This window comes from Pseudomonas sp. FW305-3-2-15-E-TSA4 (assembly GCF_058787295.1).
The window spans coordinates 230,786-245,480 of the sequence record NZ_JBYSZP010000005.1 but is presented as its reverse complement, the minus strand read 5'-3'; the positions used below and the strand labels follow the sequence as shown (position 1 = coordinate 245,480).

The window sequence follows — 14,695 nt, the reverse complement described above, 5'->3', positions numbered from 1 at the left end:
GCGCGGCCACATGCAAAAGGACTGAGCAATGAGCGAGCCACGTCTGGCGAATCCGACGTTGTACCTGCAACACCTGGGGTTCGACGCTCCACCGGCACCGACCCTGGAAACCCTGCGGCAGTTGCAGTTGCGCCATACCGGCGTCTTTCCCTTCGAGAACCTGTCGACGATCACTGGCGCGCCGGTGCTGATCGATCTGGCGTCGGTCGAACAAAAGGTTCTCCACGGTGGCCGGGGTGGTTACTGCTACGAACTGAACAATCTGTTTCTGGCGTTGCTGCAGGAGTTGGGCTTCGAGGCCCGTGGCATCTCCGGGCGCGTGGTGCTGGCGCAACCCGAGGGCACCTGGACGGCCCGTACGCATCGCTTGAGCCTGGTGATCATCGACGGCGAGCGTTACATCACCGATGTCGGCTTCGGTGGTATGGTGCCGACCGCGCCGCTGCTGCTCGATACCGAGGCTGAACAGGCGACGCCGCACGAGTCCTATCGCATCGAGAAACAGGCCGATGGTTACATGCTGCGCGCCAATGTCGCCGGCGAATGGCGCGCGATGTACCTGTTTGATCTGCAACGCCAGGAAGACATCGATTACACCCTTGGCAACTGGTACGTCTCGACCCATCCCGAGTCACCGTTCGCCAAACGGCTGATGGTTGCGCGCACTGGCGATGGCTGGCGGCGGACCCTGAACAACGGCAGCTTCGCGATTCACCACATGGGCGCCGACAGCGAGCGACGCGAGGTGGCGGATGTCGATGAGTTGATCAAGGTGCTGGAGCAGGAGTTCGGCTTGCGCGTGCCTGACCAGCCGCATGTGCGTCAGTCGCTGGCGCGGATGCTTGTACCAGCCTGATCTCAGGGCTTGGCCTCCGGTTCCAGTACCCGGCGGATTTCCCCGACCGCCGCCGACAGCTTTTTTTCCAGGCTCTTGAGGTCGGCGGCGGTGATGCCTTTCTTGAATTGCCCGGAGTGGTGCGGCTCGACGTCTTGCGTTTTGCTGCCAGCCTCCAGCAGGGCATGGCGCAGAGTGTTGTTGATCACCGTCTGATAACCGAAGCCTTCGTTTTCCGCCACGCTGCGGGCGGCTTCGATGACCGCGTCATCGAGCATGATGGTGATGCGAGTCTTGCCCTTGGTGGACGCCAAGGCACCGCGCTTGCCCTGCGAGAAATCGTATTCGTCTTTCATTGATCAAGCCTCCAGAAAATATGCGCGACGTTCGCTCGGTGTGGCGACACGTGCAGAAATGATTCGTACGACGTTGGCTTCGCGATAACTGTACGCAACCACCAGCAAGCGCCCTTTGCCGTCGAGGCCGAGGGTGATCCAGCGCTGTTCGTCATGGTCGTTGTCCTCGATCGTCAGCGCGCGTTCGTCATGAAAGACCGGCTCGGTCTCGGCAAGGCTGACGCCCCTGTGCTTGAGTTTGTTGGCTGCGTTCTCGCTTTTGTCGTACTGAATTTCGAATGACTTCATTATGCATACTTTATATGTATAAAAAGAGCGCCGGTGCACCGCTGGTCGCCATGAACAATTCAGCCTAGTGCGATAAAAACCGGGGGCAGGAGGGGATGTGTTGCCGGATTTGTGGGAGATGGAGGTGGCGAGATAGAAGCTTGGGTGGCTACCTATCCATTATGTGACTGACAAGTTGTATACAACTCTATGGACATTTGTCCCGAGTATTGAATACAGTGTGCGCATAACAAAAACCAGGGAACCCCCCACATGAAAACGCCCCATGTTTCACACCAACGGCCCGAGGACGAAAATCTCGGGGTCGGCGCGAATATGGCTTACGGCCTGCAACATGTTCTGACCATGTACGGCGGTATCGTTGCGGTGCCACTGATCATCGGCCAGGCGGCCGGGCTGTCGCCGGCGGACATTGGTTTGTTGATTGCTGCTTCATTGTTTGCGGGGGGGCTGGCGACACTGCTGCAAACCCTGGGTCTACCGTTTTTTGGCTGTCAGTTGCCGCTGGTGCAGGGCGTGTCGTTTTCCGGTGTGGCGACCATGGTCGCGATTGTCAGCAGTGGCGGGGAGGGCGGCTTCCAGTCGGTGCTGGGCGCGGTGATTGCCGCATCGTTGATCGGCTTGCTGATCACCCCGGTGTTCTCGCGAATCACCAAGTTTTTCCCTCCACTGGTCACCGGTATCGTGATCACCACCATCGGCCTCACGCTGATGCCGGTGGCCGCGCGCTGGGCCATGGGTGGCAATAGCCACGCGCCGGACTTCGGCAGCATGCAGAACATCGGTCTGGCGGCGGTGACGCTGGTGCTGGTGTTGCTGCTGAGCAAGGTCGGCAGCTCGACCATCTCACGTCTGTCGATCCTGTTGGCCATGGTGATCGGCACGATTCTGGCGGTGTTCCTCGGCATGGCGGATTTCTCCGGTGTCACCCAAGGGCCGATGTTCGGCTTCCCGACGCCGTTCCACTTCGGCATGCCGACCTTCCACTTCGCCGCGATCCTGTCGATGTGCATCGTGGTCATGGTGACCCTGGTGGAAACCTCGGCGGACATTCTGGCGGTCGGTGAGATCATCGGCACCAAGGTCGACTCCAAACGCCTGGGCAACGGTCTGCGCGCGGACATGCTGTCGAGCATGTTTGCCCCTATCTTCGGTTCGTTCACCCAGAGCGCCTTCGCGCAGAACGTCGGGCTGGTGGCGGTGACCGGGATCAAGAGCCGTTTCGTGGTGGCCACAGGCGGTATCTTCCTGGTGATTCTCGGTCTGCTGCCGTTCATGGGCCGGGTGATCGCAGCAGTGCCGACGTCGGTGCTGGGCGGCGCCGGTATCGTGCTGTTCGGTACGGTGGCGGCGAGCGGGATTCGCACGCTGTCGAAGGTCGATTACCGCAATAATGTCAACCTGATCATCGTCGCCACCTCGATCGGCTTCGGCATGATCCCGATTGCCGCGCCGAACTTCTACGATCATTTCCCGAGCTGGTTCGCGACCATTTTCCACTCGGGCATCAGCTCCTCTGCGATCATGGCGATCGTGCTGAATCTGACTTTCAACCACTTCACTGCCGGCAACTCGGATCAGCAGTCGGTTTTCGCCGCCGCGGAAGAGCGCACCCTGCGTTATCGCGACCTGGCGGCGCTGCGTGAGGGCGATTACTTCAGCGACGGCAAGCTGCACGATTGCGATGGCAAGGAAGTGCCGGTGATCGAGCCTGATGAACACGATCATGGGCATGGTGCGCCGAAGACCCAGATGAAGAGCAGCGAGCATGTTTGAGCGCTGAATGGATGAAAGAGGCCGATCTGTTGTGAGACAGATCGGCCTTTTTGGTTTGAAGAGCAAAAGATCGCAGCCTGCGGCAGCTCCTACAGGGGATCGGAGCTGCAGCAGGTTGCGATCTTTTGACTTTTCGAGCGCCCACAAAAAAGCCCCTGAATCTTTCGATTCAGGGGCTTTGCTATTTGGCTCCACAACCTGGACTCGAACCAGGGACCCAATGATTAACAGTCATTTGCTCTACCAACTGAGCTATTGCGGAATTGGTGCGTATGTTACTGATTCAAAAAGAGAAGTCAAGCGTCGGGTGTAAATTTTCTGCGTTCGGCAGGACGGACGGTGTTTTGTCAGCGATTGGCGGTTACCAGAACCGCCTCACAGGTCTACCATGGTTGCCCGGAAGTGGTGACACGCGCTGCCGGCCATTCGCCGAAAAGGTACGCGCCATGACTCGAACCGTTATTGTTTCCCTTTCACGCGAGGTGCTCGTATGAGCGTCACGCAAATCAGTCTGCCCAAGGGCGTTGGCCCGCACGCCGAGAAACTCTTCGACGCGATCACCCAGGCCAGCACCGCTGAAGAGCTGAACCGTGCTGGCGGCAAGGCCGAAGGGTTCGTGCTCGGTCTGGAAAGCACCAAGGCGATCAAGAGCCAGATCGCCGAATCGCTCTACGTCGCGTATGACGATGCGGCCAGTCAACGGGCGACGGAACTCGCCTAACCGCCGAAGGTGATCGTACCGAGCATCAGTTTGGCGTAAGCGGCGGTGGCGGCCAGTTGCACCAGCCACAGGGCCAGGCCGCCGAGGAAGACGCCCGCTGCGACTTGCAGCACCAGGCTTTTGTCGCGTTTGGCCGGGGTGCGGGGGATGAAGTCATCCAGGTCGTCTCGGTCAGCGCGCAGGTTGTCGTTTTTCATAGGTGTTCTCGCAGAACTCTGAGGTGTACACAAAACCTGTGGGAGCGGGCTTGCTCGCGAAGGCGTCGGCCCAGCCAGTATTTTTGTCGCCTGATGCACCGCTTTCGCGAGCAAGCCCGCTCCCACAATGGAATCTGTGTGCAGTCTAGAGGGTTCGGATAGTTTTCCGGGACAAATAAAAAACGGGAAGCCCCAAGGCTTCCCGTTTTTCATTGCCAGGCGAAATCAGATGACCTGAACGATCGCATCCGTGACCGCTTTGATATTGCTCTGGTTCAGTGCCGCGACGCAGATGCGGCCGGTGTCCAGCGCATAGATGCCGAACTCGTTGCGCAGGCGGTGCACCTGTTCGGTGGTCAGGCCGGAGTAGGAGAACATGCCGCGCTGACGACCGACGAAGCTGAAGTCACGCTGCGGGGCTTTTTCCGCCAGCAGGGCAACCATCTGCTCGCGCATGCCGCGAATGCGCAGGCGCATTTCTGCCAGTTCGGCTTCCCACTGGGCGCGCAGTTCCGGGCTGTTCAACACGGCGGCGACGATGCTTGCACCGTGGGTCGGCGGGTTGGAGTAGTTGGTGCGGATCACACGCTTGACCTGCGACAGCACGCGCGCGCTTTCTTCTTTCGATTCGCTGACGATCGACAGGGCGCCAACGCGCTCGCCGTACAGCGAGAACGACTTGGAGAACGAGCTCGAAACGAAGAAAGTCAGGCCCGATTCAGCGAACAGACGCACAGCCGCGGCGTCTTCGTCGATGCCGTCGCCGAAACCCTGGTAAGCCATGTCGAGGAACGGTACGTGACCTTTGGCCTTGACCACATCCAGCACGTTCTTCCAGTCAGCCGGGGTCAGGTCGACGCCGGTCGGGTTATGGCAGCAGGCGTGCAGCACAACGATCGAGCCGTTCGGCAGGGCGTTGAGGTCGTCGAGCATGCCGGCACGGTTCACGTCGTGGGTGGCAGCGTCGTAGTAACGGTAGTTCTGCACTGGGAAACCAGCGGTTTCGAACAGCGCGCGGTGGTTTTCCCAGCTTGGGTCGCTGATTGCCACAACGGCGTTCGGCAGCAGTTGCTTGAGGAAGTCGGCACCGATTTTCAGCGCGCCGGTACCGCCGACCGCCTGAGTGGTGACGATGCGACCGGCAGCGATCAGCGGCGAGTCGTTACCGAACAGCAGCTTTTGCACCGCCTGGTCGTAGGCCGCGATGCCGTCGATCGGCAGGTAGCCACGGGAAGCGTGCTGCGCAGCGCGAATGGTTTCGGCTTCGATCACCGCGCGCAGCAGGGGAATTCGCCCCTCTTCGTTGCAGTAAACACCTACACCCAGGTTGACCTTGGTGGTTCGGGTATCGGCGTTGAATGCTTCGTTGAGGCCCAGGATTGGATCGCGGGGTGCCATTTCGACAGCGGAGAACAGGCTCATTATTACGGCGGCTCTGAATGGAGAGTGGAGGGACGTGTCGCGCTCCAGCCGAATGCACTAGAGCGGTGCACAAACGGGGAGCTAGTATAGAGGCCATCACTGAGCAATGGCGACAGGCGATTCAGCTTTTCAGGCAAGTTTTTCCGATTATTTCTTGACCGTTAGTCGATTGACTCTGTCAGAGACTTTACCGGATGTAGGACGTTTGCCTTGAAAGGCGAGGCAATCGGCTCCACATTGAGCACAATCTTCGTTTTTCCTTGGGCGACAACGGTCGTTTGCGGTCATCCCCGCGGCTCGGCTGTTTTCTGCGTGAGCCGCGATCCCAGAGGTGTGTATGTCCGAATTCCAGCTAGTCACCCGCTTCGAGCCCGCCGGCGATCAGCCTGAAGCCATCCGCCAATTAGTCGAGGGCATCGAGGCTGGGCTGGCGCACCAGACGCTGCTCGGTGTGACCGGCTCGGGCAAGACCTTCAGCATCGCCAATGTCATCTCGCAGGTACAGCGCCCGACGCTGGTGCTGGCGCCGAACAAGACCCTCGCCGCGCAGCTGTATGGTGAGTTCAAGGCGTTCTTCCCGAACAACGCGGTCGAGTATTTCGTTTCCTACTACGACTACTACCAGCCCGAAGCCTATGTGCCGTCGTCCGATACCTTCATCGAGAAGGACGCGTCGATCAACGACCACATCGAGCAGATGCGTTTGTCCGCAACCAAGGCGTTGCTCGAACGCAAGGACGCGATCATCGTCACCACGGTGTCGTGCATCTACGGTCTCGGTAGTCCGGAAACCTATTTGAAGATGGTGCTGCACGTCGATCGCGGCGACAAACTCGATCAGCGCGCCTTGCTGCGGCGTCTGGCCGACCTGCAGTACACCCGCAACGACATGGATTTTGCCCGGGCGACTTTCCGCGTGCGCGGTGATGTGATCGATATCTATCCGGCGGAATCCGATCTGGAAGCGATCCGCATCGAACTGTTCGATGACGAGGTCGAGAGCATCTCCGCGTTCGACCCGCTGACCGGCGAAGTCATCCGCAAGATGCCGCGCTTCACCTTCTATCCGAAGAGTCACTACGTGACGCCCCGCGAGACCCTGCTCGACGCCATCGAACACATCAAAGTCGAATTGCAGGAACGCCTCGAATACCTGCGCAGCAACAACAAACTGGTGGAGGCGCAGCGCCTCGAACAGCGCACCCGTTTCGACCTGGAAATGATCCTCGAACTGGGTTACTGCAACGGCATCGAAAACTACTCGCGCTACTTGTCCGGACGTCCGGCCGGTGCCGCGCCGCCGACGCTGTATGACTATCTGCCGGCCGACGCCTTGCTGGTGATCGACGAGTCTCACGTCAGCGTGCCGCAAGTCGGCGCGATGTATAAGGGCGACCGTTCGCGTAAAGAAACCCTGGTGGAATACGGCTTCCGCTTGCCGTCGGCGCTGGACAACCGGCCGATGCGTTTTGACGAGTGGGAAGGGGTGAGCCCGCAGACCATTTTCGTCTCGGCGACGCCGGGCAACTACGAGGCCGAGCATGCCGGGCGCGTGGTCGAGCAAGTGGTGCGTCCGACCGGTCTGGTCGACCCGCAGGTTGAAGTGCGTCCGGCGCTGACTCAGGTTGATGACTTGCTCTCGGAAATCACCAAGCGCGTGGCGGTCGAGGAGCGGGTGCTGGTCACCACGCTGACCAAACGCATGGCCGAAGACCTCACCGATTACCTCGCCGACCACGGCGTGCGCGTGCGTTATCTGCACTCGGACATCGACACCGTCGAGCGGGTCGAGATTATCCGCGACCTGCGTCTGGGTACCTTCGATGTGTTGGTGGGGATCAACCTGCTGCGCGAAGGTCTGGACATGCCGGAAGTGTCGCTGGTGGCGATTCTCGATGCGGACAAGGAGGGCTTCTTGCGTTCCGAGCGCTCGCTGATCCAGACCATTGGCCGGGCCGCGCGGAACCTCAACGGCCGGGCGATTCTCTACGCCGACCGCATCACCGGCTCGATGGAACGGGCGATTGGCGAGACCGAGCGTCGTCGCGACAAGCAGATCGCCTTCAACCTGGAAAACGGCATCACCCCGAAGGGGGTGTTCAAGGACGTCGCCGACATCATGGAAGGCGCCACCGTGCCCGGCTCGCGCAGCAAGAAGCGCAAGGGCATGGCCAAGGCTGCCGAAGAAAATGCCAAGTACGAAGCCGAACTGCGCTCGCCGAGCGAAATCACCAAACGCATTCGCGCGCTGGAAGAGAAGATGTACCAGTTGGCGCGGGATCTTGAGTTCGAAGCGGCGGCGCAGATGCGCGATGAGATTGCCAAACTGCGCGAGCGGCTTTTGGCTGTCTGAGCTTCATCGCCTGACCGGGCCTCTTCGCGAGCAGGCTCGCTCCCACATTGGATCTGTGTCGTTCACAAATCCCCTGTGGGAGCGAGCCTGCTCGCGAATGGCGGCAACGCGGTCTTAATGAGACTCCCCAGCCTTCAGCCCTTGCGGCAATTTTCTGGTCAGCAAAATCGCCAGCATGCTGATCCCCAACGCAATCCCGACAAAATGAAACGCGTCGTTGTAGGCCATGATCAGCGCCTGCTGATGCACGATCTCACTCAACTTGCCGAGCGCCGCCGTGTCACTGCCAAACCGGTCTGTCATCGACGCCAGCCGCTCGGCCACTTGCGGATTGGTCGGCACCACCGCTTCACGCAAATAATCGAAGTAGGTTTTGGTGCGTGCATCCAATAGCGTGGCGAGCAGGGCGATGCCGATCGCGCCGCCGAGGTTGCGCAGGATGTTGAACAGGCTCGATGCCGACCCCGCGTCCTGCGGCAGGATGTACGCCGTAGCGATCAGCGAAATGGTGACCATGATCAGCGGCTGACCCAGCGCGCGGATGATCTGGATCTGATTGAACTGCGGCCCGGCGAAATCCGGGTTGAGCACCCCCGACGAAAAACTCGCCAGCCCGAACAGCCCGAAGCCCAGGGTGCACAGCCATTTCGGCGAAACGAACTTCATCAGCTTCGGCACCAGCGGAATCAGGAACAGCTGCGGCACGCCCATCCACATGATCACTTCGCCGATTTGCAGGGCGTTGTAATTCTGGATCTGCGCCAGGTACAGCGGCAGCAGATAGATCGAGCCGTATAAACCGACGCCCATGCCCAGGCTGGAAATGCTCGACAAACCGAAGTTGCGATTGCGCAGGATGCCGAGGTTGATCAGCGGATTGGGTTTGGAGATCTGCACGATGACGAAGGTGATCAGGCTCAGCAGGGCAATGCTGCCCAGGGTCACGATCAGGTTCGATTCCAGCCAGTCCTTGCGGTGGCCTTCTTCGAGAAAGACTTGCAGGCAGCCGAGGCCGACACCCAGCGTGAGAATTCCGGTGTAGTCGGTGCTTTTCAGCACTTCCCAGTGCGCTTCCTTCTTCTCCAGCCCGTACATCAGCCCGGCGATCATGATCAGCCCCGGAGGAATGTTGATGTAGAAGATGTATTCCCAGCCCCAGTTTTCCGTGAGCCAGCCGCCAAGGGTTGGGCCGATGGAGGGGGCGAAGGTCGCGGTCATGGCGAACATCGCCATGCCTTTGGCGCGGTGGTGTTCGGGGAGTTTGATCAGGGTCAGGGTGAACGCCAGCGGGATCAGCGCGCCGCCGGTGAAGCCCTGCATGGCGCGAAAGACGATCATGCTTTCGAGGCTCCAGGCCATCGAACACAGCAAGGACGAAATCAGAAAACCCAGCGACACCCACACCGCCAGGCGTCGCGCCGAGAGCAACTGCACCAGCCACGCGGTCAGCGGAATCATGATGATTTCCGCGACCAGATACGAGGTGGAAATCCACGAGCCTTCTTCCAGCGTCGCCGACAGCGCGCCTTGAATGTCTTTGAGCGAGGAGTTGGTGATCTGAATGTCGAGCACTGCCATGAACGCGCCAAGCATCACGCTCATCACCGCAATCCAGTCCCGCCGCGTCGGTTCGCCAACGGGGCGGATCAGCGAATCACCGGCCATTGTCTGGAGCGTCTTTGATGTTCACGGTGGCGGTGACCGACATGCCCGGGCGGATCTTGCCATGCAGCGGGTTGTCGGCCTTGAAGGTGAGTTTTACCGGAATCCGCTGCACGACTTTGGTGAAGTTGCCGGTGGCGTTATCCGGCGGCAGCAGGCTGAACTGTGCGCCCGAGGCGGCGAACAGGCTGTCGACCCGCGCGTCGATCGGCGTGTCGCTGTAGGCATCGAAGGTCAGCTCGGCTTTCTGTCCGGGCTGCATGTGGCCGATCTGGGTTTCCTTGAAGTTGGCCTGCACCCAGATGTCTTCGTCCGGGACGATCGACAGCAGATACGCGCCGGCCTGCACCACTTGGCCATTGCGTGCGGCGCGCTGGCCGACCAGGCCGCTGATCGGCGCGTGGATTTCGCTGCGAGTCAGGTTGAGTTCGGCCTGGGCGATGTCTGCACGGGCGTTGGCAATCTGCGCGTCGAGGCGTTTGATCTCGGCCGTCAGTGCGTTGACCTGCTGGCGCTGGCTCTGTGCATCTGCTTGGGCCTTGGCTACCTGTGAGCGGGCGATATGGGCGTCAGCGGAGAGGGTGGTCACCCGCTCCTCGGAAACGTAACCGGGTTTGCGCAGGGTTTCAGCACGCGATAAGTCCATCTGCGAGCGGCCAAGCGTGGCCTGGGTGGTCGCCACTTGCGCGTCACTGGCGGCGATCAGGCTCGATTGCTGAGTCAATTTGCTTTGTGCCTGCAAACGCTCGGCTTCGCGGGTGGCGAGGGCGGCATTGGCGCGGTCAACGGCCAGGCGGAAATCATTGGGTTCGAGGCGCACCAGCAACTGGCCTTTTTCCACATGCTGGTTGTCCTGCACCAGCACTTCGTCGATGCGTGCGCTCAATTGGCTGGAAACGCGGGTGATCTCGCCCTGGACATAGGCGTTATCGGTGCTTTCATAAAAGCGCCCCTTGAAAAACCAATAGGCGAAGAAGCCCCCGGCAATCAACAGCACCAGGAGCAGGAAAATAAACAGGCGACGCTTGAGTTGGGCAGGCATGAGGCAAACTGTAGTCGAGGAATTGTAAGGAAAGTTATCTGCGGCTGAATCTGGCATACCGCCGATAAACGGTAAATGCCGATGGCTGATATTCGGCCCGTCACCACGGTCTATGGGCGTTACAGACGCAAACTTGGCTTAAATGCCCTGCCCGCTGGAGCGGGGCGGGTGTCGCCTGTTACCATTCGCCGCTTGATTGTTTTGCTTTTCATTCTTTTCGAGACATGCCATGACCACCGTCCGCACTCGCATCGCGCCATCGCCTACCGGGGATCCCCACGTAGGTACCGCTTACATCGCATTGTTCAACTACTGCTTTGCCAAGCAGCATGGCGGTGAGTTCATCCTGCGCATCGAAGACACCGACCAGTTGCGTTCGACCCGCGAGTCCGAACAGCAGATCTTCGACGCCCTGCGCTGGCTGGGGATCGACTGGAGCGAAGGCCCGGACGTTGGCGGCCCGCACGGCCCGTACCGGCAGAGCGAGCGTGGCGATATCTATCAGAAGTATTGCCAGCAACTGGTCGACATGGGCCATGCGTTCCCATGCTTCTGCACCGCTGAAGAACTGGATGAGATGCGCGCCGAACAAATGGCGCGCGGCGAGACCCCGCGCTACGACGGCCGCGCGCTGCTGCTGTCGAAGGAAGAAGTCGCCGCCCGTCTGGCCGCCGGCGAACCGCACGTGATCCGCATGAAAGTGCCGACCGAAGGCGTCTGCGTGGTGCCGGACATGCTGCGTGGCGATGTCGAGATCCCGTGGGATCGCATGGACATGCAAGTGCTGATGAAGACCGACGGCCTGCCGACGTACTTCCTCGCCAACGTGGTCGACGACCACCTGATGGGCATCACCCACGTGCTGCGCGGCGAAGAATGGCTGCCATCGGCGCCGAAACTGATTCTGCTTTACGAATATTTCGGCTGGGAACAACCGGAGCTGTGCTACATGCCGCTGCTGCGTAACCCGGACAAGAGCAAGCTGTCCAAGCGCAAGAACCCGACCTCGGTGACCTTCTACGAGCGCATGGGCTTCATGCCCGAAGCGATGCTCAACTACCTCGGTCGCATGGGCTGGTCGATGCCCGACGAACGCGAGAAGTTCTCGCTGCAGGAAATGGTCGACAACTTCGACCTCAAGCGTGTGTCCCTCGGCGGGCCGATCTTCGACATCGAGAAACTGTCGTGGCTCAACGGCCAGTGGCTGCGTGACCTGCCGGTGGAAGAGTTCGCCGCACGCGTGCAGAAGTGGGCGTTCAATTCCGAGTACATGATGAAGATCGCACCGCTGGTGCAGGGGCGCGTGGAAACCTTCAGCCAGGTTGCACCGCTGGGCGGCTTCTTCTTTGCCGGTGGCGTGAACCCGGATGCCAAGCTGTTCGAATCGAAAAAGCTTTCCGGTGATCAGGTGCGTCAGTTGATGCAATTGATCCTGTGGAAGCTGGAAAGCCTGCGTCAGTGGGAGAAGGACAGCATTACCGCGACGATTCAGGCGGTGGTCGAATCTCTTGAGCTGAAGCTGCGTGACGCGATGCCGTTGATGTTTGCCGCGATTACCGGGCAGGCCAGTTCGGTATCGGTGCTCGATGCGATGGAAATCCTCGGCCCGGATCTGACCCGTTTCCGTCTGCGCCAGGCGATTGACCTGCTGGGTGGCGTGTCGAAGAAAGAAAACAAAGAGTGGGAAAAGCTGCTGGGCGCGATTGCTTAAGCACGTCTGACTCTGCGGTTACCGCCGAAGGCCGGGATCGTTTGATTCCGGCCTTCGGCGTTTTTCCCCCGGATTTTCGGGGGGAGGGCGGTAAGTGATTGTTATGCCGACAAAAAACTTTGAAATTTTTCAAAAATAAGTTTGACAGGCTTTCGATACGCCCTTAAGATTCGCCCCGTCCTCAGCGATGACATCAACGATGAGGGGCTATAGCTCAGCTGGGAGAGCGCTTGCATGGCATGCAAGAGGTCGACGGTTCGATCCCGTCTAGCTCCACCAATTTACACTTCGAAGCCTGGCCACACCGGCTCCGAAGCGATCAACACTCAGCGTTGATCAGTTGTATAGAAGGGTTTGCGTCCCCTTCGTCTAGTGGCCTAGGACACCGCCCTTTCACGGCGGTAACAGGGGTTCGAGTCCCCTAGGGGACGCCAGTTTTACAGAAGCGATGTTGCAAGATGTCGCTCCGCCGCGAGGCGAAAAATCCGGGGCTATAGCTCAGCTGGGAGAGCGCCTGCATGGCATGCAGGAGGTCAGCGGTTCGATCCCGCTTAGCTCCACCAATTTTACAGTTCAAGGTCTGGCCACACCGGCCTTGAATCAGATCAGATCTCAGCACTGATCAGCTGTATAGAAGGGTTTGTGTCCCCTTCGTCTAGTGGCCTAGGACACCGCCCTTTCACGGCGGTAACAGGGGTTCGAGTCCCCTAGGGGACGCCACGATTACCCGCTCTGCGGGATTTATAAGGGTCATTCAATTATTGAATGGCCCTTTTGTTTGTCTGGCGTTTGGCCAACTCTCCTTTTCCTTACACTGTGCTTCAGACCAGCGGTCATATCCTCGACTTGCGGAATATTATTATGCGAATAATATTCTAGTCGTAATATTCGGAGGCAACGATGAACGATAAAAAAGCTCAAACCCGCGAACGCATCCTCAAGGCGGCCAGCGCCGCGCTGATGCAGCGTGGCCCGGCGGATCCAAGCGTGGGCGAAGTGATGGGCGCCGCCGGCCTGACCGTCGGTGGTTTCTATGCGCACTTCGAAAGCAAGGACGCGATGATGCTTGAGGCGTTCAAGCAACTGCTCAGCCGTCGACGCGACCTGATTGCCGACATGGACTCCGAGCTGACCGGCGAAGAGCGTCGCGCCTTGGTCGCTGCGTTCTATCTGTCACGCAAGCACCGTGATTCCAGCGATGCCGCGTGCCCGATTCCGGCTTCCATCGGCGAACTGGGGCGTCTGCCGGAATCCTTCCGCATCGCGCTGAACGAACACTTGGAACTGATGATTGCGCAGTTGGCGTCCAGCCCCGAGGACACCGACAAAGCATTGGCTGATGTGGCGTTGATGGTGGGTGGTCTGGCGCTGGCACGCGCGCTGGGCCCGGGCGATTTATCCGATCGATTGCTGCGCGCTGCCAAGTCGGCGGTGCGTTGACCTGAAGGCAACACGCCTGAGGAGAAAGCGATGAACACGTTGAAGTGGGTTCGTGGCGTTAATGGCACCTTGGGCTGGATTGCACCGCAACGAGTAGCAAGCAAAATGCGTCAGGCGTTCATGACGCCGCGCACGTTGCCGTTGCGTGATTGGGAGCTGCCGCTGCTGGCGAGTGCCGAACGCATCACGCTGCGCTTCGGCCTGTCGGCGCTGCGTTGGGGGCAGGGGCCGGCGGTGCTGTTGATGCACGGTTGGGAAGGGCGGCCCACCCAGTTTGCGGCGTTGATCACGGCGCTGGTCGAGGCCGGTTACACCGTCGTTGCCCTCGATGGCCCGGCCCATGGTCGTTCGCCGGGGCGTGAAGCCAACGTCGTACTGTTCGCCCGCGCCATGCTCGAAGCGGCCGCCGAATTGCCTCCTCTTCAAGCCGTCATCGGCCACTCCATGGGCGGCGCCAGTGCCATGCTCGCGGTGCAACTGGGCCTGCGCACCGAAACCCTGGTCAGCATCGCAGCCCCCGCACGGATCCTCGGCGTACTGCGCGGTTTTGCCCGCTATGTCGGCATGCCACCGCGGGCGCGCTCGGCGTTCATCCGCCAGGTCGAGCAGGACGTCGGCATGCGCGCCGCGACCCTCGATGTCGCGCACTATCAACTGGATATGCCGGGCCTGATCGTGCATGCCGAGGACGACACCTTTGTCTCGGTCAAGGAATCGCAATTGATCCACGAGTCATGGTTCGACAGTCGCCTGCTGCGCCTGGAAAGCGGCGGCCACCAGCGGGTGCTGGCCGACCCTCGAGTGGTTGATGGCGTGTTATCACTGTTGGCGGGGCGCAGCCTTCAAGCGCGGCAATCGGCCTGACATCCGTTACACTGCCCCGGTTGAATCA

At 60.1% G+C, this 14,695-nt stretch carries 13 protein-coding genes and 5 tRNA genes; 11 read left to right on the top strand and 7 right to left on the bottom strand.

Annotated elements, in window-relative coordinates:
• The first annotated feature begins 28 nt into the window (after positions 1–28).
• On the top strand, positions 29–856 hold the full coding sequence (locus AC3WMV_RS09070; RefSeq protein ID WP_103369571.1) for an arylamine N-acetyltransferase family protein: 828 nt from the start codon (positions 29–31) through the stop codon (positions 854–856).
• 2 nt (positions 857–858) lie between these two features.
• On the opposite strand, the gene AC3WMV_RS09065 is transcribed toward AC3WMV_RS09070, so the two are convergent.
• Entirely contained in the window at positions 859–1,191 is a 333-nt protein-coding gene (locus AC3WMV_RS09065) for a BrnA antitoxin family protein (RefSeq protein ID WP_103369572.1), read from the bottom strand.
• Between the two features lie 3 nt (positions 1,192–1,194).
• Complete coding sequence (locus AC3WMV_RS09060; RefSeq protein WP_103369573.1) at positions 1,195–1,479, bottom strand: BrnT family toxin; 285 nt, start codon at positions 1,477–1,479, stop codon at positions 1,195–1,197.
• A gap of 252 nt (positions 1,480–1,731) precedes the next feature.
• Between AC3WMV_RS09060 and AC3WMV_RS09055 the strand changes: the two genes are divergently transcribed.
• On the top strand, positions 1,732–3,255 hold the full coding sequence (locus AC3WMV_RS09055) for a nucleobase:cation symporter-2 family protein (RefSeq protein WP_103369574.1): 1,524 nt from the start codon (positions 1,732–1,734) through the stop codon (positions 3,253–3,255).
• Between the two features lie 186 nt (positions 3,256–3,441).
• Here the strand turns inward: AC3WMV_RS09055 and AC3WMV_RS09050 are convergent.
• Positions 3,442–3,517: transfer RNA gene (locus AC3WMV_RS09050), tRNA-Asn, on the bottom strand.
• Positions 3,518–3,745: 228 nt separating this feature from the next.
• Here AC3WMV_RS09050 and AC3WMV_RS09045 point away from each other — a divergent pair.
• Positions 3,746–3,976: a hypothetical protein gene (locus tag AC3WMV_RS09045; RefSeq protein WP_003226459.1), complete on the top strand. Its 231-nt coding sequence runs from the start codon at positions 3,746–3,748 to the stop codon at positions 3,974–3,976.
• On the opposite strand, the gene AC3WMV_RS09040 is transcribed toward AC3WMV_RS09045, so the two are convergent.
• Both AC3WMV_RS09040 and AC3WMV_RS09035 read right to left on the bottom strand, forming a co-directional pair.
• On the bottom strand, positions 3,973–4,173 hold the full coding sequence (locus AC3WMV_RS09040) for a hypothetical protein (RefSeq protein WP_097088650.1): 201 nt from the start codon (positions 4,171–4,173) through the stop codon (positions 3,973–3,975). The two genes, AC3WMV_RS09045 and AC3WMV_RS09040, sit on opposite strands and share 4 nt — an antisense overlap.
• 225 nt (positions 4,174–4,398) lie before the next feature.
• Positions 4,399–5,595, bottom strand: coding sequence for an amino acid aminotransferase (locus AC3WMV_RS09035; protein WP_027611521.1), 1,197 nt, complete (start codon positions 5,593–5,595; stop codon positions 4,399–4,401).
• A 337-nt stretch (positions 5,596–5,932) separates the two neighbouring features.
• Here AC3WMV_RS09035 and uvrB point away from each other — a divergent pair, with 337 nt between their 5' ends.
• Positions 5,933–7,948 carry an excinuclease ABC subunit UvrB gene (uvrB, locus tag AC3WMV_RS09030; RefSeq protein ID WP_007969222.1) on the top strand — a complete coding sequence of 672 codons (2,016 nt, stop codon included), beginning with the start codon at positions 5,933–5,935 and terminating at the stop codon, positions 7,946–7,948.
• Positions 7,949–8,062: 114 nt separating this feature from the next.
• On the opposite strand, the gene AC3WMV_RS09025 is transcribed toward uvrB, so the two are convergent.
• Together AC3WMV_RS09025 and AC3WMV_RS09020 are read right to left on the bottom strand one after the other, a co-directional pair.
• On the bottom strand, positions 8,063–9,613 hold the full coding sequence (locus tag AC3WMV_RS09025; protein WP_097088653.1) for an MDR family MFS transporter: 1,551 nt from the start codon (positions 9,611–9,613) through the stop codon (positions 8,063–8,065).
• Positions 9,603–10,652 (bottom strand): HlyD family secretion protein, encoded by a 1,050-nt coding sequence (locus tag AC3WMV_RS09020; RefSeq protein WP_103369575.1) that lies wholly within the window; start codon positions 10,650–10,652, stop codon positions 9,603–9,605. The genes AC3WMV_RS09025 and AC3WMV_RS09020 overlap by 11 nt, the downstream gene beginning before the upstream one ends.
• Positions 10,653–10,881: 229 nt before the next feature.
• On the opposite strand from AC3WMV_RS09020, the gene gltX reads away from it, so the two are divergent.
• The 7 genes from gltX (at position 10,882) to AC3WMV_RS08985 (ending at position 14,667) form a co-directional block, all read left to right on the top strand.
• Complete coding sequence (gene gltX / locus AC3WMV_RS09015; protein WP_097088657.1) at positions 10,882–12,363, top strand: glutamate--tRNA ligase; 1,482 nt, start codon at positions 10,882–10,884, stop codon at positions 12,361–12,363.
• Between the two features lie 203 nt (positions 12,364–12,566).
• Positions 12,567–12,642 (top strand) — tRNA-Ala (locus AC3WMV_RS09010).
• Between the two features lie 79 nt (positions 12,643–12,721).
• Positions 12,722–12,797, top strand: a tRNA-Glu gene (locus tag AC3WMV_RS09005).
• Positions 12,798–12,850: 53 nt separating this feature from the next.
• Positions 12,851–12,926, top strand: a tRNA-Ala gene (locus AC3WMV_RS09000).
• An 81-nt stretch (positions 12,927–13,007) separates the two neighbouring features.
• Positions 13,008–13,083: transfer RNA gene (locus AC3WMV_RS08995), tRNA-Glu, on the top strand.
• Between the two features lie 180 nt (positions 13,084–13,263).
• Positions 13,264–13,803: a TetR/AcrR family transcriptional regulator gene (locus AC3WMV_RS08990; RefSeq protein WP_007969225.1), complete on the top strand. Its 540-nt coding sequence runs from the start codon at positions 13,264–13,266 to the stop codon at positions 13,801–13,803.
• Between the two features lie 30 nt (positions 13,804–13,833).
• Positions 13,834–14,667 carry an alpha/beta fold hydrolase gene (locus AC3WMV_RS08985; RefSeq protein WP_096796149.1) on the top strand — a complete coding sequence of 278 codons (834 nt, stop codon included), beginning with the start codon at positions 13,834–13,836 and terminating at the stop codon, positions 14,665–14,667.
• Positions 14,668–14,695 lie beyond the last annotated feature (28 nt).